The 22,115-nt window shown below is 70.5% G+C and carries 17 protein-coding genes; 14 read left to right on the top strand and 3 right to left on the bottom strand.

Annotated features, from left to right (window positions below; translation table 11 throughout):
• The first annotated feature begins 13 nt into the window (after nucleotides 1-13).
• From acnD to CSC64_RS11960, 6 genes are all read left to right on the top strand, one after another.
• Nucleotides 14-2,632 (top strand): Fe/S-dependent 2-methylisocitrate dehydratase AcnD, encoded by a 2,619-nt coding sequence (acnD, locus tag CSC64_RS11985; RefSeq protein ID WP_162435562.1) that lies wholly within the window; start codon nucleotides 14-16, stop codon nucleotides 2,630-2,632.
• 28 nt (nucleotides 2,633-2,660) lie between these two features.
• Complete coding sequence (locus tag CSC64_RS11980; RefSeq protein ID WP_238390028.1) at nucleotides 2,661-3,206, top strand: 2'-5' RNA ligase family protein; 546 nt, start codon at nucleotides 2,661-2,663, stop codon at nucleotides 3,204-3,206.
• Nucleotides 3,207-3,230: 24 nt separating this feature from the next.
• Nucleotides 3,231-4,424 (top strand): 2-methylaconitate cis-trans isomerase PrpF, encoded by a 1,194-nt coding sequence (gene prpF, locus CSC64_RS11975; protein WP_162435560.1) that lies wholly within the window; start codon nucleotides 3,231-3,233, stop codon nucleotides 4,422-4,424.
• Nucleotides 4,425-4,752: 328 nt separating this feature from the next.
• Nucleotides 4,753-6,150: a sensor histidine kinase gene (locus CSC64_RS11970; protein WP_162435559.1), complete on the top strand. Its 1,398-nt coding sequence runs from the start codon at nucleotides 4,753-4,755 to the stop codon at nucleotides 6,148-6,150.
• Nucleotides 6,147-6,797 (top strand): response regulator, encoded by a 651-nt coding sequence (locus tag CSC64_RS11965; RefSeq protein WP_162435558.1) that lies wholly within the window; start codon nucleotides 6,147-6,149, stop codon nucleotides 6,795-6,797. The genes CSC64_RS11970 and CSC64_RS11965 overlap by 4 nt, the downstream gene beginning before the upstream one ends.
• Before the next feature lie 310 nt (nucleotides 6,798-7,107).
• Nucleotides 7,108-7,869: a hypothetical protein gene (locus CSC64_RS11960; RefSeq protein ID WP_162435557.1), complete on the top strand. Its 762-nt coding sequence runs from the start codon at nucleotides 7,108-7,110 to the stop codon at nucleotides 7,867-7,869.
• 94 nt (nucleotides 7,870-7,963) lie between these two features.
• On the opposite strand, the gene CSC64_RS11955 is transcribed toward CSC64_RS11960, so the two are convergent.
• The 3 genes from CSC64_RS11955 to CSC64_RS11945 form a co-directional block, all read right to left on the bottom strand.
• A complete protein-coding gene (locus CSC64_RS11955) occupies nucleotides 7,964-9,100 on the bottom strand; it encodes a DUF1214 domain-containing protein (RefSeq protein WP_162435556.1) in 1,137 nt (378 codons plus the stop codon).
• Nucleotides 9,101-9,134: 34 nt separating this feature from the next.
• Nucleotides 9,135-10,634, bottom strand: coding sequence for a DUF1254 domain-containing protein (locus tag CSC64_RS11950; protein WP_162435555.1), 1,500 nt, complete (start codon nucleotides 10,632-10,634; stop codon nucleotides 9,135-9,137).
• A 143-nt stretch (nucleotides 10,635-10,777) separates the two neighbouring features.
• Nucleotides 10,778-13,501 (bottom strand): bifunctional acetate--CoA ligase family protein/GNAT family N-acetyltransferase, encoded by a 2,724-nt coding sequence (locus tag CSC64_RS11945; protein ID WP_162435554.1) that lies wholly within the window; start codon nucleotides 13,499-13,501, stop codon nucleotides 10,778-10,780.
• Nucleotides 13,502-13,805: 304 nt separating this feature from the next.
• On the opposite strand from CSC64_RS11945, the gene ccoN reads away from it, so the two are divergent.
• The 8 genes from ccoN (at nucleotide 13,806) to CSC64_RS11905 (ending at nucleotide 22,044) form a co-directional block, all read left to right on the top strand.
• Nucleotides 13,806-15,245, top strand: coding sequence for a cytochrome-c oxidase, cbb3-type subunit I (gene ccoN, locus CSC64_RS11940; RefSeq protein WP_162435553.1), 1,440 nt, complete (start codon nucleotides 13,806-13,808; stop codon nucleotides 15,243-15,245).
• A 7-nt stretch (nucleotides 15,246-15,252) separates the two neighbouring features.
• The gene (gene ccoO / locus CSC64_RS11935) at nucleotides 15,253-15,885 is read left to right on the top strand and encodes a cytochrome-c oxidase, cbb3-type subunit II (RefSeq protein WP_162435552.1); all 633 of its coding nucleotides are present in this window, start codon (nucleotides 15,253-15,255) and stop codon (nucleotides 15,883-15,885) included.
• Nucleotides 15,882-16,037, top strand: a complete 156-nt coding sequence (locus tag CSC64_RS11930; RefSeq protein WP_162435551.1) for a cbb3-type cytochrome oxidase subunit 3 — start codon at nucleotides 15,882-15,884, stop codon at nucleotides 16,035-16,037. The genes ccoO and CSC64_RS11930 overlap by 4 nt, the downstream gene beginning before the upstream one ends.
• Nucleotides 16,034-16,972, top strand: coding sequence for a cytochrome-c oxidase, cbb3-type subunit III (gene ccoP / locus CSC64_RS11925; protein WP_162435550.1), 939 nt, complete (start codon nucleotides 16,034-16,036; stop codon nucleotides 16,970-16,972). The genes CSC64_RS11930 and ccoP overlap by 4 nt, the downstream gene beginning before the upstream one ends.
• Nucleotides 16,969-17,265, top strand: coding sequence for a hypothetical protein (locus CSC64_RS11920; RefSeq protein ID WP_162435549.1), 297 nt, complete (start codon nucleotides 16,969-16,971; stop codon nucleotides 17,263-17,265). The genes ccoP and CSC64_RS11920 overlap by 4 nt, the downstream gene beginning before the upstream one ends.
• Before the next feature lie 195 nt (nucleotides 17,266-17,460).
• A complete protein-coding gene (locus tag CSC64_RS11915) occupies nucleotides 17,461-19,008 on the top strand; it encodes a 4Fe-4S dicluster domain-containing protein (RefSeq protein ID WP_162435548.1) in 1,548 nt (515 codons plus the stop codon).
• Complete coding sequence (locus tag CSC64_RS11910; RefSeq protein WP_162435547.1) at nucleotides 19,005-19,529, top strand: FixH family protein; 525 nt, start codon at nucleotides 19,005-19,007, stop codon at nucleotides 19,527-19,529. Before CSC64_RS11915 ends, CSC64_RS11910 begins: the two co-directional genes overlap by 4 nt.
• Before the next feature lie 7 nt (nucleotides 19,530-19,536).
• Nucleotides 19,537-22,044, top strand: coding sequence for a heavy metal translocating P-type ATPase (locus tag CSC64_RS11905; RefSeq protein WP_162435546.1), 2,508 nt, complete (start codon nucleotides 19,537-19,539; stop codon nucleotides 22,042-22,044).
• The last annotated feature ends 71 nt before the right edge of the window (nucleotides 22,045-22,115 follow it).

Here is a 22,115-nt window from a genome sequence, read left to right as displayed (position 1 = left end):
ATCCACGCCCGCCATGAACACCCAGCACCGCAAGTCCCTGCCCGGCACGTCCCTGCACTGGTTCGACGCCCGCGAAGCGGTCGAAGCGATCCGTCCCGGCGCCTGGGCCACGCTTTCCTATACCGCGCGCGTGCACGCCGAGAACCTGGTGCGCTGCGCCGACCCGGCGCAGCTGCGCGACTACCTGGTGCAGCTGGTCGACCGCCGCCGCGACCTCGACTTCCCCTGGTTCCCGGTGCGCGTGGTCTGCCACGACATCCTCGGCCAGACCGCGCTGGTCGACCTGGCCGGCCTGCGCGACGCCATCGCCGACCAGGGCGGCGACCCGGCCCAGGTCAATCCGGTGGTGCCGGTGCAGCTGATCGTCGACCACTCGCTGGCGGTGGAATGCGGCGGCTACGACCCGGATGCGTTCGCCAAGAACCGCGCGATCGAGGACCGCCGCAACGCCGACCGCTTCGACTTCATCGAATGGACCCGGCATGCGTTCCGCAATGTCGAAGTGATCCCGCCGGGCAACGGGATCATGCACCAGATCAACCTGGAGAAGATGTCCCCGGTGGTCTACACCCGCGACGGCGTGGCCTTCCCCGACACCTGCGTCGGCACCGACAGCCACACCCCGCACGTGGACGCGCTGGGCGTGATCGCGGTGGGCGTGGGCGGGCTGGAAGCGGAGAACGTGATGCTCGGCCGCGCCTCGTGGATGCGCCTGCCCGAGATCACCGGGGTGAAGCTGAGCGGCCGCCCGCAGCCGGGCATCACCGCCACCGACGTGGTCCTGGCGCTGACCGAGTTCCTGCGCCGCGAGAAGGTGGTCGGCCACTACCTGGAATTCTTCGGCGAGGGCGCTGCGGCGCTGACGATCGGCGATCGCGCCACCATCTCCAACATGTGCCCGGAGTACGGCGCCACCGCCGCGCTGTTCTACATCGACAGCCAGACCCTGGACTACCTGCGCCTCACCGGCCGCGAGGAAAAACAGGTGCAACTGGTCGAAACCTATGCCAAGGCCGCCGGCCTGTGGGCCGACGACCTGCGCGATGCGCAGTACGAGCGCGTGCTGGAGTTCGACCTGTCCTCGGTGGTGCGGACCATGGCCGGCCCGTCCAACCCGCACCGCAAGCTGCCGACCACCGCCCTGGCCGAGCGCGGCATCGCCGACGGCGCCAAGCTGGAAGCCGCGCGCGCCGAAGAGGCCAGCGGCCTGTTGCCCGATGGCGCGGTGATCATCGCCGCGATCACCAGCTGCACCAACACCTCCAACCCGCGCAACGTGATCGCCGCCGGCCTGCTGGCGCGCAACGCGAATGCGCGCGGCCTGCTGCGCAAGCCCTGGGTGAAGACCTCGCTGGCCCCGGGCTCGAAGGCCGTGCAGCTGTACCTGGAAGAATCGGGGCTGCTGCCCGAGCTGGAACAGCTCGGCTTCGGCATCGTCGGTTTCGCCTGCACCACCTGCAACGGCATGAGCGGTGCGCTGGACCCGGCGATCCAGCAGGAGATCGTCGAACGCGACCTGTACTCGGTGGCCGTGCTCAGCGGCAACCGCAACTTCGACGGCCGCATCCATCCGTACGCCAGGCAGGCCTTCCTGGCCTCGCCGCCGCTGGTGATCGCCTACGCGATCGCCGGCACGGTGCGCTTCGACATCGAGAAGGACGTGCTGGGCACCGATGCCGGCGGCAATCCGGTCACGCTCAAGGACATCTGGCCTTCGGACGAGGAGATCGACGCGATCGTCCGCGCCAGCGTCAAGCCCGAGCAGTTCCGCAAGGTCTACGGCCCGATGTTCGACGTGCGCGTGGAGCACGGTAGTGCGGTCGCGCCGCTGTACGACTGGCGCCCGCAGAGCACCTACATCCGCCGCCCGCCGTACTGGGAAGGCGCGCTGGCCGGCGAGCGCACGCTGCGCGGCATGCGCCCGCTGGCGGTGCTGGGCGACAACATCACCACCGACCACCTGTCGCCCTCCAACGCGATCCTCGCCTCCAGCGCCGCCGGCGAATACCTGGCGAAGATGGGCCTGCCGGAAGAGGACTTCAATTCCTACGCCACCCATCGCGGCGACCACCTCACCGCGCAGCGCGCGACCTTCGCCAACCCGAAGCTGCTCAACGAGATGGTGCGCGACGACTCCGGCAACGTGAAGCAGGGTTCACTGGCGCGGCTGGAACCGGAAGGCCAGGTCATGCGCATGTGGGAAGTGATCGAGGCCTACATGGAACGCCGCCAGCCGCTGGTCATCATCGCCGGCGCCGACTACGGCCAGGGCAGTTCGCGCGACTGGGCCGCCAAGGGCGTGCGCCTGGCCGGGGTGGAGGCGATCGTGGCCGAGGGCTTCGAGCGCATCCACCGCACCAACCTGATCGGCATGGGCGTGCTGCCGCTGGAGTTCAGGCCGGGCGAGGACCGCAACACCTACGGCATCGACGGCAGCGAGACCTTCGACGTGGTCGGCACGCGTGCACCGCGCGCCGACCTCACCCTGGTCATCCACCGCCGCGACGGCGAGCGCGTGGAAGTGCCGGTCACCTGCCGCCTGGATACCGCCGAGGAAGTGTCGATCTACGAAGCCGGCGGCGTGCTGCAGCGCTTCGCCCAGGATTTCCTCGAGGCGGCGAAGGCGGCCTGAGGTGGCCCGGCCCGGCGAGCTGTTCGTCATGTTGCGCGTTCCGCAGCCACTTCGGGACGCGGGACTGGGCGTGCTGCGCGATGCCGGAGTGGACGCGCTGCTGGGCGGCGCGCTGTATCCGCCGCGCAACTGGCACCAGACCGTGTCTGACCTGCATCCGCCGGAAGCGCGCGAGGCGATGCGGCGCGCCTGCGCCGCGGTGGTGGCGGAAGGCTTCGAGATGCGCCTGGACCGCCTGGAAAGCTCCGGACCGGAGCCGGGCCGCATCCACTGGCGCTTCGTGCCTTCCGCAGGCCGTCCGGAGGGCCTGGGCCAGCTGTCGGCGGCCGTGCGCGCCCAGCTGCGAGCCCAGGGCCTGGTCGAAACCCAGGGCCACCGCCCGCACGTCACCATCAGCTACAACGCCAGTCGTGCGATCGAACCGCTCCGGTTCGGCCCGCTTGCCTGGCAGGTCGACACCATCGAACTGGTCGAGGCCGCCGGCCGCGGCAAGGATTACCGCTACGACGTGGTCGAAGCCTGGCCGCTGCGCGCGTCTTCCGAGCCGCCGCCGGCCCAGCTCGGCCTCCTGTAACTCCAGGCATCCCGGAACCCCGCAATGACCGCACTCCCGCAGCTCCGCATCCCCGCCACCTACATGCGCGGCGGCACCTCCAAGGGCGTGTTCTTCCGCCTCGAGGACCTGCCGCCGGCCGCGCAGGTGCCCGGCCCGGCACGCGACCGCCTGCTGCAGCGGGTGATCGGCTCGCCCGACCCGTACGGCAAGCAGACCGACGGCATGGGTGGAGCGACCTCCAGCACCAGCAAGTGCGTGATCGTTTCGCCCAGCAGCCGTCCCGGCCACGACGTGGACTACCTCTACGGCCAGGTCTCGATCGACGCCGACTTCGTCGACTGGTCGGGCAATTGCGGCAACCTCTCCACCGCCGCCGGTGCGTTCGCGATCCATGCCGGTTACGTCGATCCGGCGCGCGTGCCGGCCGAGGGCGTGTGCACGGTGCGGATCTGGCAGGCCAACATCGGCAAGACCATCCTGGCGCACGTACCGGTGAGCGGCGGCCAGGTGCAGGAGGACGGCGATTTCGAACTGGACGGGGTGACCTTCCCGGCCGCGGAGATCGTGCTGGAGTTCCTCGATCCGGCCGACGATGGCGAAGGCGACGCGGGCGGCGCGATGTTCCCCACCGGCCAGGTGGTCGACACGCTCGAGGTGGCCGGCGTCGGCACGCTGCCGGCGACGCTGATCACCGCCGGCATCCCGACCGTGTTCGTCAACGCCGCCGACCTGGGCTACGACGGCACCGAACTACAGCCGGCGATCAACGGCGACACCGCTGCGCTGGCCCGCCTCGAAGCGGTGCGCGTGGCCGGTGCGCTGCGCATGGGCCTGATCCGCACGGCCGCCGAAGCCGCAACCCGGCAGCACACTCCGAAGGTCGCGATCGTCGCCCCTCCACGCGCCTACGCCGCATCCAGCGGCAAGGCCATCGCCGCGGAGGACATCGACCTCAACGTGCGCGCGATGTCGATGGGCAAGCTGCACCACGCGATGATGGGCACCGCTTCGGTCGCCATCGCCGCCGCCGCCGCGGTGCCGGGAACGCTGGTCAATCTCGCCGCCGGTGGCGGCGCGCGCGACGTGGTCCGCTTCGGCCATCCCTCCGGAACGCTGCGCGTGGGGGCCACCGTGGCGCTGGTGGACGGGCAGTGGTCGGTAACCCGCGCGGTGATGAGCCGCAGTGCCCGGATCCTGATGCAAGGCAGCGTGCGCGTGCCTGCAGCCACGTTGTAGGGATCGCCTCGCCTGCCGCTGCACCGCACGAACGGCAACTGGCCGCGCGCGTGCAGCACCGCGGCACGGACGGGTGGCGCCCGGGCCTGTAGAATCGCCGCAACCGGCCGTCGGGGTGCAGGGACCGCACTGGGGAAGCGACGACCGAACGCAGGCTCGGAGGCGAATGGATATCTCGCCGTTGAAGCGCACGTGGCTGCAGCCACTGATCGTACCGCTGGGGGCGTGTGCGGCGGGACTGGTCGCACAGCTGCTGTCTTTTTTCCTGTGGGTCCGCCCGGTCGGAACCACGGCACTGTGGTTCCCGGGAGCGTTAGCGCTCGCATTCATGGCCATCCTCCCGCGGCGCCGCTGGCCCGTGGCCCTGGGTGCGCTGGGCGTGGGCGGCGCGCTTGCTTTCCAGCTGCGCGACGGCCTGTCCGTACAGGCCGCCTGCGGCTACGCCGGGCTGGTCGCGCTGCTGCTGGCCACCGGGGTGATGCTGCGCTTCCCGCTGCGCGGCGAGCGCCTGTTCGGCCAGATGGGCGACCTGTTCCGCTACTACCTGGTCGCGGTCCTGCTGTTCCCGATGGCCGGAACGGCATGGGCGGTGTACATCATCCTTTCCACCAAGCACCGGCTAGAGCTTTTCCCGGAGATCTGGTTCCTTTCGGTCCCCTGCTTCGCCGCCGCAGCAGCGATGGTGGCGCCACTGCTGATCGAAGGGAGGGCGTTCCTGGGCCTGGATCGTGGCCAGGCCGGACGCGAGGTCCAGTGGACCGTTCTGTTCTGCGCAGCCAACCTGCTGCTGGCGGCATTCCTCTGGAACACGCTTCCCGACAGCACGAACCGGCTTCCGGCGCTGGTGTTCTCCACCATCCCGCTGCTGGTGCTGTCGGTGCTCCGGCTCGCACCATTCGGGATATGCGCCACGTTCGTGGTGTCGATGACGCCGGCCACGGTGGCCGCGATCCACATGGACCTGCCGAACCGCAGCGACATCGGCCTGGTCAACACCCAGATCCTGCAATGGTCGATCATCGCCATCGGCTTCGTCATCCAGGCCCTGTCGCTCATGGTGCAGAGCTCCAGGTCGGCGCAGGCCCTGCTCGCCGAGACCGCGGCGCTGGCCATCAGGCGCCAGGAAGAGGAACGGGCCAGCGTTTCGCGCGAGCTGCACGATTCGATCGGCCAGCGCATCGCGCTGGCGGCGTTCACCCTGGGCAACCTGCCGGCCCACGCCGCGGACTGCTCCACGCAATCCATCGAGGACGTCAGGAGCAACCTGCTCGATGTACTCGACGAGGTCCGCACCATTTCCCGCCAGCTCCACCCGTCGGCGGTCTCGCAGGCCGGACTGCCCGCCGCGCTGCAGGCGCTGGCCAGCGAGATCGGCCGCCACTGGCACGGCCAGGTCGAGCTGGACCTGGCCCCGATCAGCACCGAGCCCGGCGAGGACGTCGCCCTGCATCTGTTCCGGATCGCGCAGGAGGCGGCGCGCAACGCCATCGAGCATGGCCAGCCGGCGACCCTGCAGTTCCGGCTGGGCGAGGACCGCTCGGGGCTCTACCTGGAAGTCGGCGACGACGGCCGTGGCTTCGACGCGGCCGGCGCCAACCCCGACGCCGGGCTTGGCCTGCTCAGCATGCGCGAGCGCTGCAGGCACATCGGCGCGGCACTGGACATCATTTCCGACGATTCGGCTGGAGGCACACGGATATGCGTGAGACTGGAACGGATGGCATGACCCGTACCCGAAAACCGACGCTCCTGATCGCGGACGACCACCGGATGATGGCCGATGCGATCCATGTCTTCATCGGCGGGCGTTTCGAGGTGGTCGCGGTGCTTGGCGACGGCCATGCGCTGCTCGATTCGATCCGCAGCCACCGGCCGGACATCGTCCTGGCCGACATCAGCATGCCCGGCCTGAGCGGCATCGAGGTGCTGCGCCGCATCCGCGCGGAAGGCATGGAAACGGACTTCGTCTTCATGAGCGTGCACGCCGAACCGGTGGTGGTGCGCGAGGCCCTGGCCCAGGGCGCCCGCGGCTACCTGCTCAAGGGCGAAAGCGGCGAGGACCTGATCCAAGCGCTGGACGAGGTTCTGGCCGGACGCAGCTGGGTGAGCCGTCCGCTGTGGGACCAGGCCCTCGGCCAGGTGCCGGTGCCGCGCCTGACCCCGCAGCAGTCGCGCATCCTCAGGATGATCGCCGAGGGCCAGCGCTCGCGCGAGATCGCCGAGGCACTGGCCATCTCGGTACGCACGGTGGACACCCACCGCCATTCGATCATGAAGCTGCTCGGCGTCAGCACCAGCATCGCCCTGGTCAACCAGGCGCTCAGGCTCGGACTGCTGCAGGCGCCACACGGAGCCACTTCACCGCCGTACTAGCCACTGGGGGCGGTCCCGCGCGACGTTGCTGCAGGGGCCACGTGCGCCCTGTACGCCCCATTGCGCAGGCCCATCTACGTACTTCCCTGCATTTACAGCGCGCGCGTGCGCGGACGACCCTTCTCCGGGGCGCGACCGGTCGTCGGCGCGCATGGCTGCCGCAAGGAGAAGGCATGGACCCAGAGATGTGCACGTTCCGCGATGACCCGGGTATCCCCCAACAAGCCCGTTGGATCGCAGCCATCGCCCTCGGGTCACGGCACGGCCAGCCGCGCTGCGCCGCATCCGGCGCCCGTCGTCGAGGGGCTGCATGGCCTTGTGCCTTGCACTTGCCAGCACGCTCGTATCGGCCGCCCAGGCGCAGGAGGGCCAACCTGCCGCGGATGCCCCGAACAACGGCACCGATCCTACCCGGCTGACCACCACCGCCGTGCTGGCCTACGAGTACAACGACCTGGCCCCGGACATCTCGCGGCATGCACCGCGGCTGGACCTGACCCTGCCTTTCGGGGCGAAGCAGGACTACAGCCTGCGCCTGCGCGTTCCGGTGGTGCGCAACGACATGGCCGGCAACGACGGTTTCGGCCTCGGCGACGTGACCGTGATGGGCACGCACGTGTTCGGACTCACCCGGCAGCGCGGCATGGTCGCGCAGGGCGAACTGGTCCTGGACACCGGCGCGCGCCCCGAGCTCGGCGGTGGTCGCGACGTGTTCAAGGGCACCTTCATTTACGCCCGGTTCCTGCCCCACGGCATCTTCGCGCCTGCGCTCGTGCACAGCTTCGACCTGGGCGGGGATCGGCAGCGGGCCGAGGTGGACATCACCACGTTCGACTTCTACTACGTGCCCAGGCTCGCCGACCCGCACTGGTTCGTGACCGTCGATCCTTCGCTCAACTTCGACTGGGAGAACGATCGCCAGTTCGCCGGCCTGGCGGTCACTTTCGGCCGTTCGGTCGGGCACGCGTTCGGCGGGCTGGCACAGCTCTACGCCAAGCCGACCGTGCTGGCAGGCAGCGAGCGCCCGGGCGACTTCAGCATCGAGGTCGGGGTCAAGGTGCTGGGCTTCTGAGTGCGTGGCGGCGGCCTGGAGCGGGCCGCCGCGGACGGTCCGGGAACCGTCCCTGGCCCCGGATCCGCAGCCCAACGCATTGCCGCGCGCGCAGCTACTGCAGCGGCTCGGCCACCGGGAACGACCAGCTGCCGTCGAGGATCTCCTGGCGCGGCCGGTACAGGCGGACCATGTAGTTCCAGCCTTCGGTGATCGGCAGGCAGTTGGGCGTCTGCGCGGTGCAGTCGCCGAACTGCAGGGTGATCGAACCGTCCTCGCCCTTCTGGCCGGTGACGCTGTTGATCGAGTAGGCATTGAGGTCATTGGGCTGGTAGAAGCCCTCGGCGTTGTAGACCGCGACCGACCAGAACGCATCCACCGGCACGTCGCCGACCACCAGCCGGTACGGCGTCTTGCCGTCGTTCCTTTCCGGGAACACGTTCAGGTAGACCGCATCCTTGTCCGGGTTCAGGCCCCAGCCCGAGGCCGCCGCGGCAATGCGCCGCACCGGATCGACCGAAGCGGCGTCCGGCCCGGCCGCGTAGCGCAGGTCGGGGATGGTGCCGGACAGGGCCAGCAACGCGTCGCGGACCCTCTTCTGGCTGGCCGGATCCCAGTCCGGGATCTCGAAGGTGCCCGGCCCGCCGGGCTGCTCCACCGTGATCGCGTCCTGCAGGGCCTGGGCCAGCTTCAGGTCCTCCGGGTCGTCGGGATTGGCCAGTGTGCGGATGCCCACCATGACGTAGCGCGTGCCGACGTCCTCGCGGGTCAGCGTGTGCGGGCCGGGCTCGTAGATCACGGCCGGATTGAAGTGGTCCTGGTTGATCAGCAGCATCGACATGAAACGCGAGCCGGCATCGGGCAGGGTGACGGTGACCGGGCCGGCGTCCAGGTCGAAGATCGCCGCCGAATAGATCGTGTCGCGGTTGAGCCGGATGATCGGCTGGTGGTCGACCGAAGCCGGCGTGCGGGTGTGGTGGAACTTGCCGAACGCGCCGTCCTTCAGCTGCGCGGCCATGTACGTGTCGGACTCGGCGCGGATGAAGTTGTCCGGCGTGACCAGGATCCTGCCGTCGGCCGTCCGCACCTGGCGCGAGGGGTCGTCCAGGTCGGGCACGGCGGAGGCGGCTTGCACCGTCGGCTGTGCCGGCGCGTTGGCCGCCGGATCCGGTGCCACGGTCGCGGTGCATGCGGACAGGGCTGCCGCCAGCGCGGTGGCGAGCAGGGCGTGGGTGGGACGGATCGTTTTCATGGGAATGCCTCGCGGAAATCTGCGGATGGAGGTTTCATTCGGCCGAGCGCACGGCCGGCGGCGCCTGCCATGAGCCGTCCAGCGCCTCGGGCTTGGGCCAGTACTCGCGCATCACCATGAAGAACGGCCCGGCCGGCGCAGGCAGCCAGTTGGCTTCCCTTTCCTTGCCGGGTGATTCGTTCTGGATGTACAGGGTGATCCCGCCGTCGGCGTCGCGGACCAGACCCTGCTCCATCGTCGAGTTGACCAGGTAGCGGTCGATCGGATTGTCGACCAGCAGGCTTTCCGGCAGGCCGTACAGGGTCAGCGACCAGAACGAGTTGACCGGCGGCAGCGATCCGGGTTCGAACCGCACCGTGTAGCGGTTGCCCGTCCCGTCCAGCGGCCGGCCTTCGGAATCGACGAAGTAGGCCGGGTAGTTGGCCTCCTCTTTCGAGTTCCCGTAGATGCCGAGCATGGCCGAAGCCATACGTCCCAGGTAGTCGTTGTCGAGGAACTCGCGCGTGCCGAAGCCGTCGGCGCTGCTGCGCTTGCCGGTGTCGATCTCCCCGGCCTTGAAGCGGGCGAACTCCGCCAGCGCATCGGCCATGCCGGCCTCCAGCGCCTGGCGCTGCGGGGCCGGCATCGATGCCACGTCGAACGGCTTGCCTGCACCGATGCCGGCGCGGGCGAAGCGTTCCATGAGCGCGGTCTCGCTCGGATGGGTCGGCGCATGCTGCAGCAGGAAGTTGAGCAGGGCGAAGAATTCCGGCGAGGTCTTCTGCGCCCCGGGCGACAACGGCGCCGGGAAGTCCACCGGCTGCAGCGGCTCCGGCGCGGCGGTGCCGGCGAACTGCGACAGCGGCTGCACCTGGTAGCCGGCCTGGATCCGTTTGACCGCGTCAAGGTCGTCCTCGCCGAACAGCTGGGTGCGGTAGAGCACGAAGGCCAGTTCGGTCTCGGAATGGATCACAGACTTGATCCCCTCCGGCACCTCCCCGTCCCAGCCGGGGCCGGCCAGCAGGAAGTGGCCCGCGTCGTTGCCGGTGGCGCGGCTGCCGACGTAGGCGAAGTTGTGGGTGTACATGTCTATGAACTGCAACGAGTAGTAACGACCCGGATCCATCGCCGGCACGCTGAGCACCAGTGGCTCGGCGCGCAGGTCCGCGCCGAGGAAGGAGTACGGCGTGTCCGAGTTGGGCGTCTGGATCGCCTTGTCCTGCGGCGTGAACACGCGCGCCACGTTGTGGACCTGGTTCCACGGGCCCTTGTACTCGGGGTTGGCCGTATCGACGAAGTAGGAATGCTGGATCCGGTAGCTGTCCACCATCGGGAAGCCGTAGATGTAGGCCTCGCGCGCGATCGCGCGCAGCTCCGCGTTGGTGGGCGCCACGCCGGACCCCGGGGCATCGGACGCCGGGCGGGCGCAGGCGGCGAGCAGCGCCAGCCCCACCAGGCCCAGCCAGCGCGGGCGTCCCGGGCTGGCGCGGCCGCCGGATCCATTCTGGTGGAACCGGCCGTGGCCAAGCGCATTCGATACGGTATTGCCGTGCATTTCGCCTCCTTTCATTCCAGGCCCCGGCGCTGCCGGGGCGATCCCGCCGCGATCATTGCCCGCCGCCGCCGCCCTGCAAATCCGTGATTCCACTTGGCCGCGCCTACGCGGATCTACCTAGAGCAAAAAGGGGACGGAGGCAATTAAGCAGGCTTAATTGCCTCCGTCCCCTTTTTGCCCACCTCCAGGCTCACGTCCATCAGCGTCGGATCCTCGGCGTCGGGGCGGATGCGGAAGCCGAGCTGCCGGCACATCGCCAGCATCGTCGAGTTCTCGCGCAGCACCTGGCCTTCCACCGCCTTCAATCCGATCGTGCCGGCGTACTCGATCATGATCTCCATCAGCTTCCAGCCGATGCCGTAGCCCTTCAGGTCCGAGCGCACCAGGATCCCGTACTCGCCGCGCTCGTAGTTGGCGTCGGCCAGCAGGCGCACCGCGCCGAGCATCTGCCCGTTGTCCGGGTCGATCGCCACCAGCGCGATCGAGCGGGCGTAGTCGAGCTGGGTCAGGCGGGCGACGAATTCGTGGCTGAAGTGCCGCACCGCCGAGAAGAAGCGCAGGCGCAGGTCCTCGTCGCTCACCTTGGCGAAGAACTCCAGGAACAGCGCCTCGTCCTCCGGCCGCACCGGGCGCACGAACATGCGCCGCTCGTGCGGCAACGCGACCGTGCGCTCCCATTCCTTCGGATACGGCCGCACCACGAAGCGCGAATGCCACGGGCCCTTCTGCACCGGGCCGTCGTACGGGGCGATCGCCACGCGCGCGTCGACCGCGACCACGCCGTCCTTGTCGGCCAGCAGCGGGTTGATGTCCAGTTCGCGCACCTGCGGGATGTCGGCGGCCAGCTGCGCCAGCTTGACCAGCACCAGCGCCACCGCACGCTCGTCGGCGGCGGGCACGTCGCGGTAGGCCTTGAGGATCCGCGACACCCGCGTGCGCGAGATCAGGTCGTGGGCCAGGCGCAGGTCCAGCGGCGGCAGCGCCAGCGCCTTGTCGTCGATCACCTCCACCGCGGTGCCGCCGCGGCCGAACACCACCACCGGGCCGAAGGTGGCGTCGTCGGCCAGGCCGCAGATCAGTTCGCGCGCCTTGGGCCGGGTGATCATCGGCTGCACCATCACGCCGTCGATGCGCGCGTCCGGCCGCGCCTGGCGCGCGCGTTCGAGGATGCCGGCCGCCGCCTCGCGCACCGCCGCCTCGCTGGCCAGGTTCAGGCGCACGCCGCCGACGTCGGACTTGTGCACGATGTCGGGCGAGAGGATCTTCAGCGCCACCGGATCGCCCTTGGCCAGCATCGGCGCGGCCGCGGCCACCGCCGCCTCCGGGTCCGGCGCCAGCACCGCCGGGGTGATCGGGATGCCGTAGGCCTGCAGCACCGCTGTCACCTCCAGCGGATCCAGCCAGCGCCGGCCCTCGGCCAGGGCGCCGTCCACCACCGCCTGCGCGGCGGCGCTGTCGACCGCGAAATCCTCGGGCAGGCTCGGCGGCGTTTCCATCAGCGCCTGCTGCGCCTCGCGGTGGCGCACCAGGTACATGAAACCGCGCACCGCGTCGGCCTCGGTGGCGTAGGTGGGCACGCCGGCGGCGTCGAGCGTGGCGATCGCCTGCGGCTTGCCGCCCAGCCACACCCCGAGCACCGGCTTGCCCGCGCCCGGCCGCGGCCGCCGCGCCAGCACCCCGGCCACGGCCCTGGCCGCTTCCTCGGAGGAGGACAGCGCGGTGGGCACGTTCATCACCAGCACCGCGTCGTTGCTGCGGTCCTCCAGCAGCGCCTCCAGCGCGGTCGTGTAGCGCGCCGCATCGGCGTCGCCGACGATGTCCAGCGGGTTGGAGCGCGACCAGGTCGGCGGCAGCGCCGCGTCCAGCCGCTGCACCGTAGCCTCGTCCAGCGCCGCCAGGGTCCCGCCCATGTCGACCAGCCGGTCCACCGCCAGCACGCCGATGCCGCCGCCGTTGGTCAGGATCGACAGCCGCCGGCCCGGCGCGCTGCGCAGGTGGCCCAGGGTCTCGGTGGCGGCGAACAGTTCGTCCAGCGCCAGCACCCGCAGCAGGCCGGCGCGGCGGAAGGCCGCGTCGTAGACCGCATCGGACCCGGCGAGCGCACCAGTGTGGGTAGCGGCGGCCCGCGCCCCCTGCTCGTGGCGGCCGGACTTGACCACCACCACCGGCTTGGCGCGCGCGGCCGCGCGCGCGGCGGACATGAACTTGCGCGCGTCACGGACCGATTCGATGTAGAGCAGGATCGCGCGGGTCTTCGGGTCCTGCGCGAACCAGTCCAGCAGGTCGCCGAAATCCACGTCCAGGGCGTCGCCCAGCGAGACCACCGCGGAAAAGCCGATCGAGCGCGCCGCGCCCCATTCGACCAGGCCGGAGGCGATCGCCCCGGACTGCGACACCAGCGCCAGGTCGCCCGGCAGCGGGCTGCGCGCGCCGAAGCTGACGTTGAGCCCGGCATGCGGCGCCATCACCCCCAGGCAGTTGGGGCCGACGATGCGCAGGCCGGCCGGGCGGGCGATGTCGCGCAGCTTCTCCAGCAGCGAACCCGGCCCCTGGCCCAGCCCGGCGGTCACCACCACCGCCGCGCGCGCGCCGACCGCCACCGCCTCGGCGACCACCCCGGGCACGGTCGCAGCCGGGGTCGAGATCACCACCAGTTCGGGCTGGAACGGCAGGTCGGCCAGCCGCGCCACCGCCGGGGTGCCGTCGATCTGGCGGTATTTCGGGTTGACCAAGCCGACCGGGCCGGCAAAACCGGCCTCGCGCAGGTTGCGGACCACCGCCCGGCCGACCGAACGCTCGCGCGGGCTGGCGCCGACCACGGCGACCGATTTGGGCCGGAACACGGCCTCCAGGGCGTAGGTGCTCATGCCGTTGCTGTCTCCGCGTCCGTGGGGTGCCCCGAAGATACAGCCCCGGGGTTGCAGTCCCCATCCCGGCCGGCTTGGACATAAGGTCCAAGCCACAACCGCCCATGAACGGCCTATGCTTGTCCCCGTGGGCTAACCCAGCGCCGGCAGGCGGGCAGGCGGTCCCCCTCCGCTCCGACAGGCGGAAGTACGGCCAGTCTGCACTGGGTAACCCGGCAACACCGGCGGGGCATTGATTGCGATCAATGCCCGGACAACCCCGCGGGGGCGAAGATTCCCCCGTTCAGACTGAGGAACGGACCGCATGCAAAGCGTGCAGGGGACTTACAACGACAAGGTGGTGCGCCAGTTCGCGGTGATGACCGTGGTCTGGGGCATCGTGGGCATGCTGGTGGGCGTGATCATCGCCGCCCAGCTGTACTGGCCGACGCTGGGCGAGGGCATCCCGTGGCTGGGCTACGGCCGGCTGCGGCCGCTGCACACCAACGCGGTGATCTTCGCCTTCGGCGGCAGCGCGCTGTTCGCCACCAGCCTGCACGTGGTCCAGCGCACCTGCCATGCGCGGCTGATCTCCGACAGGCTGGCCGCGTTCGTGTTCTGGGGCTGGCAGCTGGTGATCGTGGCCGCGGCCATCACCCTGCCGCTGGGCCTGACCCAGGGCAAGGAGTACGCCGAGCTGGAATGGCCGATCGACCTGCTGATCACCGTGGTGTGGGTGGCGTACGCGGTGCTGTTCTTCGGCACGATCGCCAAGCGCCGGGTCAAGCACATCTACGTGGCCAACTGGTTCTACGGCGGCTACATCCTCGCCATCGCCCTGCTGCACATCGTCAACAACATCGCCATCCCGGCTGGCTGGGACAAGTCCTACCCGGTGTACAGCGGCGCGGTCGACGCGATGGTGCAGTGGTGGTACGGCCACAACGCGGTCGGGTTCCTGCTCACCGCCGGCTTCCTCGGCATGATGTACTACTTCGTGCCCAAGCAGGCGCAGCGTCCGATCTACTCCTACCGCCTGTCGATCGTGCACTTCTGGGCGCTGATCGCCGTGTACATGTGGGCCGGCCCGCACCACCTGCTGTACACCGCGCTGCCGGACTGGGCGCAGTCGCTGGGCATGGTGTTCTCGCTGATCCTGCTGGCACCCTCGTGGGGCGGCGCGATCAACGGCGTGATGACCCTGTCCGGCGTCTGGTACAAGCTGCGCACCGACCCGATCCTGAAGTTCCTGATCGTGGCCGTGTCGTTCTACATGATCGCCACCTTCGAGGGGCCGATGATGTCGATCAAGACGGTCAACTCGCTGTCCCACTACACCGACTGGACCGTGGGCCACGTCCACGCCGGCGCGCTGGGCTGGGTGGCGATGATCTCGATCGGCTCGATCTACTCGCTGATGCCGCGCCTGCTGGGCCGCGAGCAGATGCATTCGGTCAAGGCCATCGACCTGCACTTCTGGATGCACACCCTGGGCGTGGTGTTCTACATCGCCTCGATGTGGATCGCCGGGGTGATGCAGGGCCTGATGTGGCGCGCCACCAACGACGACGGCACCCTGACCTACAGCTTCGTCGAGGCGCTCAACGTGACCTATCCGTACTACCTGATCCGCCTGGGCGGCGGCCTGCTGGTGCTGGCCGGCATGGGCGTGATGGCCTGGAACGTGGTGCGCACCTACCGCACCGCCCCCGCGATCGCCGCGCAGCCGCTGCTGCCGGTCGACCCCTCGCAAGCGCGCGCCTGAGGTCTCCATGAGCGAACACACGCCCAATCCCCACGAGAAGATCGAGAAGAACGTCGGCCTGATGGCGGTCCTGATCGCGGTCGCCATCTCCTTCGGCGGCCTGGCCCAGATCGTGCCGCTGATGTTCCAGGCCGAGGCGATCGAGCCGCTGGAAGGGGTCGAGCCGTACCCGGCGCTGCAGTTGGCCGGCCGCGACATCTACGTGCGCGAAGGCTGCTACAACTGCCACTCGCAGATGGTCCGCACCCTGCGCTTCGAGACCGAGCGCTACGGCCACTACTCGCTGGCCGGCGAGTCGGTCTACGACCGCCCGTTCCAGTGGGGCTCCAAGCGCACCGGGCCGGACCTGGCCCGGGTCGGCGGCCGCTACTCCGACGACTGGCACCGCGTGCACCTGATCAACCCGCGCGACGTGGTCCCCGAATCGAACATGCCCAGCTTCCCGTGGCTGGAGAAGAACGACGTGGACGGCGCCAAGGTAGCCAGGCGCATGACCGCGCTCAAGGCCCTGGGCGACCCGTACAGCGACGAGCAGATCGCCCAGGCCGCGACCGACGTGGAGGGCAAGACCGAGCTCGACGCGGTGGTCGCGTACCTGCAGGCGCTGGGCCGGCACGCACCGCGCGGAGGCCAGCCATGATCGGCGGGATCGTGACCGCGGCGCTGCTGGTGCTGTTCATCGGCAGCTGGATCTGGGCCTGGAGCCCGAAACGCAAGCAGGCGTTCGACGAGGCGGCGCGGTTGCCGCTGGACGACGGCGAAGCCGGCCAGGACAAGGGGAACGTGGCATGACTAGAGGATGGACCTGGTACGTCATCGTCCTGGTGGCGATCAACATCTTCGGCTACCTCGCGCTGCTGTGGTGGACCGCGCGCCGCCGCCCGGGCGATCCCAAGCCGGACGACACCTCCCATGTCTGGGACGGCGACATCACCGAGTACAACAAGCCGCTGCCGAAGTGGTGGATCAACCTGTTCTACCTGACCATCGCCTTCGCGATCGGCTACCTGTTCTGGTTCGGCGGGCTCGGCGCGATCCCCGGCTACAGCGGCTGGACCTCCAACAAGGAGCACGCGGCCGCCAAGGCGGTCGAGGACGCCAAGCTGGAGAAGACCTTCGCGCCCTTCGCCGGGCAGGCGATCGACACGCTGGCGCAGGATCCGACGGCCGTGCAGCTGGGCCGCTCGATCTTCAGCAACACCTGCGCCACCTGCCACGGCTCCAGCGGCCAGGGCGCGGTCGGCTACCCGAACCTGACCGACGAGATCTGGCACTGGGGCGGCGCACCGGAGCAGATCCTGCAGACGGTGCTGGACGGCCGCGAGGGCATCATGCCCGAGTGGGGCACGGTGCTGACCGGCATGGGTGGCCCTGAGGCGGTGGACTACACCGTGGCCTACGTGCGCACGCTGTCGGACCCGGACTCGCTGCAGAACAACTTCATGGCCGCGCAGGGCCGCAAGCTGTACGAGGGCGTGTGCGCGGCCTGCCACGGCGTGGACGGCAGCGGCAACACCGACCTCGGCGCGCCGGACCTGACCGACGCCTACTGGATGTACGGCAGCAGCCGCGAGAGCCTGCGCCAGACCATCCTGCACGGCCGCCACGGCAGCATGCCGGCGCATCGCGAGCTGCTCGGCGAGACCCGCGCGCGCCTGGTCGCCGCCTATGTCTGGTCGCTGTCGCATAATGCGACCGGTACCGGGAGCCCACAGGCCAGCCAGTGACCGATTTCAGCGAGCCGCGCTTCGACCACCCGCCCCGCCCGCTCGCGCAGCGGATCGGGGCGGTTGCCTGGCCCAGCTTCTTCGCCGCCGGCGTGGCGACGATGGTGTTCTTCGCCTTCGTCGACCCGCTGGCGCTGCGCGACCTGACCTTCCCCGACCTGCCGTTGACCCGCGAGCTCGGCTACACGCTGGGCTTCTTCATGTTCTGGCTGGCCACCGCGTCCTCGAGCCTGTTCACCTGGATCCTGCTGCGCCCGTCCAGCCGCTTCAACCGCGCCCTGCCGCCGGAGTGACCGGCCCGCCGCCGCGGCCCTGCGACAATTTGTCGTCTGTCCGCGCGGCCACCGGCAGCCGATACTGGGAGGTCCGGAGGATCCCACCGCTGCGCCGCGTGGCGCGGACGAGCCCGAGCCGATGACCGCAACCGAATCCCACCGCCACGGCACCTTCGCGCATCCGTGCGCCACGCCGAAGCCAGGACGGCAGCCATGAGCAAGCGCATCCCGCTGGACGTCATCGACGACCAGGGCAATTCGTTCTACGTCAGCGAGCGCAAGGTCTACCCGCGCGACGTGTCCGGCCGCTACAACCGCCTGCGGGTGGCGGCCGTGGTGTGGCTGCTGGGCATGTTCTATCTGTTCCCGTGGCTGTCCTGGGACGGCCGCCAGGCGGTGCTGTTCGACCTGCCGGCGCGCAAGTTCTACGTGTTCGGGCTGGTGTTCTGGCCGCAGGACTTCCTGTTCCTGGCGCTGCTGCTGATCATCGCGGCGATGGCGCTGTTCTTCTTCACCGCGCTGGCCGGCCGCCTGTTCTGCGGCTACGCCTGCCCGCAGACGGTGTGGACCGAGGTGTTCCTGTGGATGGAGCGCTGGACCGAGGGCGACCGCGGCAGGCGAATGAAGCTCGACGCCGGCCCGTGGACCCGCGACAAGGTGCTGCGCAAGGGCGCCAAGCACGCGCTGTGGGCGGTGTTCGCGCTGTGGACCGGCTTCACCTTCGTCGGCTTCTTCACCCCGATCGCCGACCTGGGCGCACGCCTGGTGCCGTTCTCCTGGGGCGGCTGGGAGATCTTCTGGGTGCTGTTCTACGCGCTGGCCACCTGGGGCAATGCCGGCTTCCTGCGCGAGCAGGTGTGCAAGTACATGTGCCCGTACGCGCGCTTCCAGAGCGCGATGTTCGACCGCAACACCCTGCTGATCGCCTACGACCCGATGCGTGGCGAACCGCGCGGCCCGCGCAAGCGCGGCCTCGGTGGCGTGCTCGAGCGCGCGCGCGGCCTGCTCGACCCGAAGACCGCCTACGACTACGTGTTCCGCGCCAGCGCGCACCCGACCGCCGCCGACAACCGGCTGCAGGCGCACGGCACGATCACCCTGGGCGGTGCCGGCGAGAAGCCCGAGCCGCTGCCGAAGTTCGCCTACGAGGAACTGGGCGACTGCATCGACTGCACCATCTGCGTGCAGGTCTGCCCGACCGGCATCGACATCCGCAACGGCCTGCAGTACGAGTGCATCGCCTGCGGCGCCTGCATCGACGCCTGCGACGAAGTGATGGACAAGATGGGCTACCCGCGTGGCCTGATCCGCTATTCCACCCAGAACGCGATCGACGGCAAGTCCACCCGCGTGCTGCGCCCGCGCATCTTCGTCTACGGCCTGCTGCTGCTGGGCCTGCTCGGCGCCTGGGGCTGGGGCGTGACCCACCGCAGCGAGCTGATCGCCGAAGTGCTGCGCGACCGCAACGCGCTGTACCGCGAGACCGCCGACGGCGTGGCCAACGACTACACGCTCAAGCTGATCAACAAGAGCCAGCAGACACGCCGCTTCCGCATCGTGCTGGAACCGGCCGACGCCGGCCTGAGCCTGTCGGCACCGGCGCTGGTCGAGGCCGGTCCCGAGCAGGTGCTGCCGGTGTCCATGAGCGTGCTCGCCGACGAGGGCGCCGGCGGGCGCCACGCGATCCGCTTCGTGGTCGAAAGCGAGGACGGGCGCGACCGCCGCGTCATCGAGAGCAGTTTCTTCGGACCGAGCCCATGAACGAAAACAACGACCAATCCCCCACGCCGCGCCGGTCCAACTGGAGCAATCCGGTGATGTGGCTGGTGATCGGCCTGCCGCTGCTGTCGATCGTCGCCGGCGTCGGTCTGGTCGTGGTCGCCACGCACACCGGCGGCGCCGACAGCGTCTCCGACCCGGTGCGGCGCGTATCGCAGATCCAGACCACCGACCTGGGCCCGGACGAAGTTGCCGGCAGGCGGGGCCTGAGCGCGGTGCTGCGGGTGGAAGACGGCATCGTCGAAGTGCTGCCGGCCACCGGCGAGTTCACCCGCGGGCAGCCGCTGCAGCTGCTGCTCGAACATCCCACCCGCCAGGCCGATGACCTGCGCCTGGAGTTGCCGCCGGAAGGACCGGGCTGGCGCACGCAGCAGGCGGTCGATCCGGGCCACGACTGGGTGGGGCAGCTGCGCGCCGCCGACGGCAGCTGGCGCCTGCACGGGCGCCTGCCGAAACAGCAGCACGCCGCGCGCCTGGCGCCGCTGCTGGGCGGGAGCGGCTGAGCGCGCGATGCCTACCGACCTGGCCATGCGCGAAGCGTCCGTGGCCGCCGCCAGCGGCACCTGCCACCACTGCGGCGAGTCGCTGCCCGCGCACCCGGTGGTGCAGGCCTTCGAAGGACGCCCGCGCCGGTTCTGCTGCCAGGGCTGCGCCGCCGCCGCCGAATGGATCGCCGGCGCCGAGCTGGAAGGCTATTACCGCCTGCGCGACGCCAGTGGCGGCAACCGCGGCAGCGCACGCGTCGGCGACGACCTGCCCGACCTGTCGGTATGGGACCGCGACGACGTCCAGGCCGGGCACAGCCGCGCGGTGGAAGGCGGGCGCGAAATCACCCTGCTCACCGACGGCATGCGCTGCGCCGCCTGCGCCTGGCTGATAGACCGCGCCCTGCGCCGCGAACCGGGCGTGCTGGACTGCGGCGCCAACGCGATCACCGGCCGCATCCGCATCGCCTGGGATCCGGCGCGCACCGCGCTGTCGGCGCCGCTGCGGCGGCTGGCCATGCTCGGTTACCGGCCGTACCTGGCTGGCAGCGAAGCGTTGGAACGCGCGCGCACCCGCGAACGCCGGCGCTGGCTGCTGCGCCTGGGCATCGCCGGGTTGGGCACGCTGCAGGCGATGATGCTGGCCGAGGCGCTGTACCTGGACTTCAACAGCACCATGCCGGTGGCCACGCGCGATTTCTTCCGCTGGCTGACCTTCCTGCTGTGCACGCCGGTGGTGTTCTATTCCGGCTGGCCGTTCCTGTCCGGGGCGATGCGCGAACTGCGCGAACGCCGCCTGGGCATGGACGTGCTGATCGCCGGCTCGACCCTGCTGGCCTACTTCGCCAGCCTGTTCGAGACCATCCGCGGCGGCCCGCACGTGTGGTACGACGCGGCGGTGATGTTCGTGTTCCTGCTGCTGGCCGCGCGCATGCTCGAACAGCGCGCGCGCAGCGTGGCCAGCGCCCAGGTCGACGCGCTGGCGCGCGCGCGCCCGGCGTTCGCCACCCGCGAACTGGCCGATGGCGGCCGCGAAACCGTGCCGATGGCCGCGCTGCAGGCCGGCGACGTCGTCCGCGTCGCCGCCGGCGACGCGGTGCCGGCCGACGGAACCCTGCTCGAGGCCGAGGCCTGGTTCGAGGAAGCGCTGCTCACCGGCGAATCGGCGCCGGTGCGCAAGCTCGCTGGCGACGCGGTCTATGCCGGAACCGTCTGCCGCGAGCGGCCGGCACGGCTGGCGGTGACCTGCACCGGCGCGGCCACCCGCCTCTCGCAGCTCGCGCGGCTGGTGGAGCAGGCGCAGGCGCACCGCCCGTCGCTGGCACGCGCGGCCGACCGCGTCGGCAGCCGCTTCGTGCTCGGCCTGCTGCCGGTGACCGTGGCGGTGTTCGCCTGGTGGTGGCACCACGAGCCTTCGCGCGCGCTGGAAGTCACCCTGGCCCTGCTGGTGATCAGCTGCCCCTGCGCGCTGTCGCTGTCGGTGCCGGCGGCGCTGGCCGCCGCGCATGGCGCGCTGGCGAAGATCGGCCTGCTCGCGCTGCGCCCGGACGCGCTGGACACGCTGGGCCGCGCCACCGACATCGTGTTCGACAAGACCGGCACGCTCAGCGACGGCCGCCCGGTGCTGGCCAGCATCGAATGCTTCGGCGCGGACGGCGCGGACGGCACGGACGGCACGGACGGCGACGGCGACGCCGAAGCGCGCGCGCTGCGGATCGCGGCGGCGCTGGAACGCGACAGCGGCCATCCGCTGGCGGCCGCGTTCGCACGCCGCTGCGCAGCGCCGCCGCCGGCCACGCAGGTCGAGGCAGTTCCCGGTCGCGGGGTGCAAGGGGTGGTCGAAGGGCGTCACTGGCGGCTGGGCCGCGCCGACTTCGCCGCCGGCCGCGCCGACGACGGCGCGCTGTGGCTGGGCGATGGCGAACGCGCGCTGGCCCGCTTCGCGCTCGAGGAACGCGCCCGCGACGACGCCGCCGACGCCCTGGGCGAGCTGCGCGCGCAGGCCCTGCGCCTGCACCTGGCCAGCGGCGACGGCGAGGCGGCGGTACGACGCATGGCCGCCGCCCTGGGCATCGACGCGGTCCACGCCCGGCAGTCGCCGGAGGACAAGCTGGCGCTGGTCCACGGCCTGCAGGCGCAGGGCCGGACCGTGGCGATGGTCGGCGACGGCCTCAACGACGCACCGGTGCTGGCCGGCGCCGACGTCTCCATCGCGATGGGCGAAGGCGCCCCGCTGGCGCATCGCGCCGCGGACCTGGTCACCACCGGCGGCGGCCTGCGCCGCATCCCCGCCGCGCTCGCGCTGGCGCGCCGCACCGGCCGCATCATCCGCCAGAACCTGGGCTGGTCGGTGGCCTACAACCTGCTGGCGCTGCCGCTGGCCGCCGCCGGCCTGGTCACGCCATGGCTGGCCGCGCTGGGCATGGCCGCCTCCTCGCTGGTGGTCACCCTCAACGCCCTGCGCCTGGCGCGGGTCGCACCGGTGCAGCCCGCCCGCCTGGCACCGGCCACTCCGGTCGAGGCCGCGTCGTGACGGAGCCTGCGCCATGAACATCCTGCTGATGCTGATCCCGCTGAGCAGGACCATGCTCAGCGGGATCAGCA

Origin of the sequence: Pseudoxanthomonas koreensis (assembly GCF_010093225.1) — a bacterium.
Taxonomy (GTDB): domain Bacteria; phylum Pseudomonadota; class Gammaproteobacteria; order Xanthomonadales; family Xanthomonadaceae; genus Pseudoxanthomonas; species Pseudoxanthomonas koreensis.
Note: the sequence above shows the minus strand (reverse complement) of the source record. Positions and strands in the feature narration are given on the sequence as shown.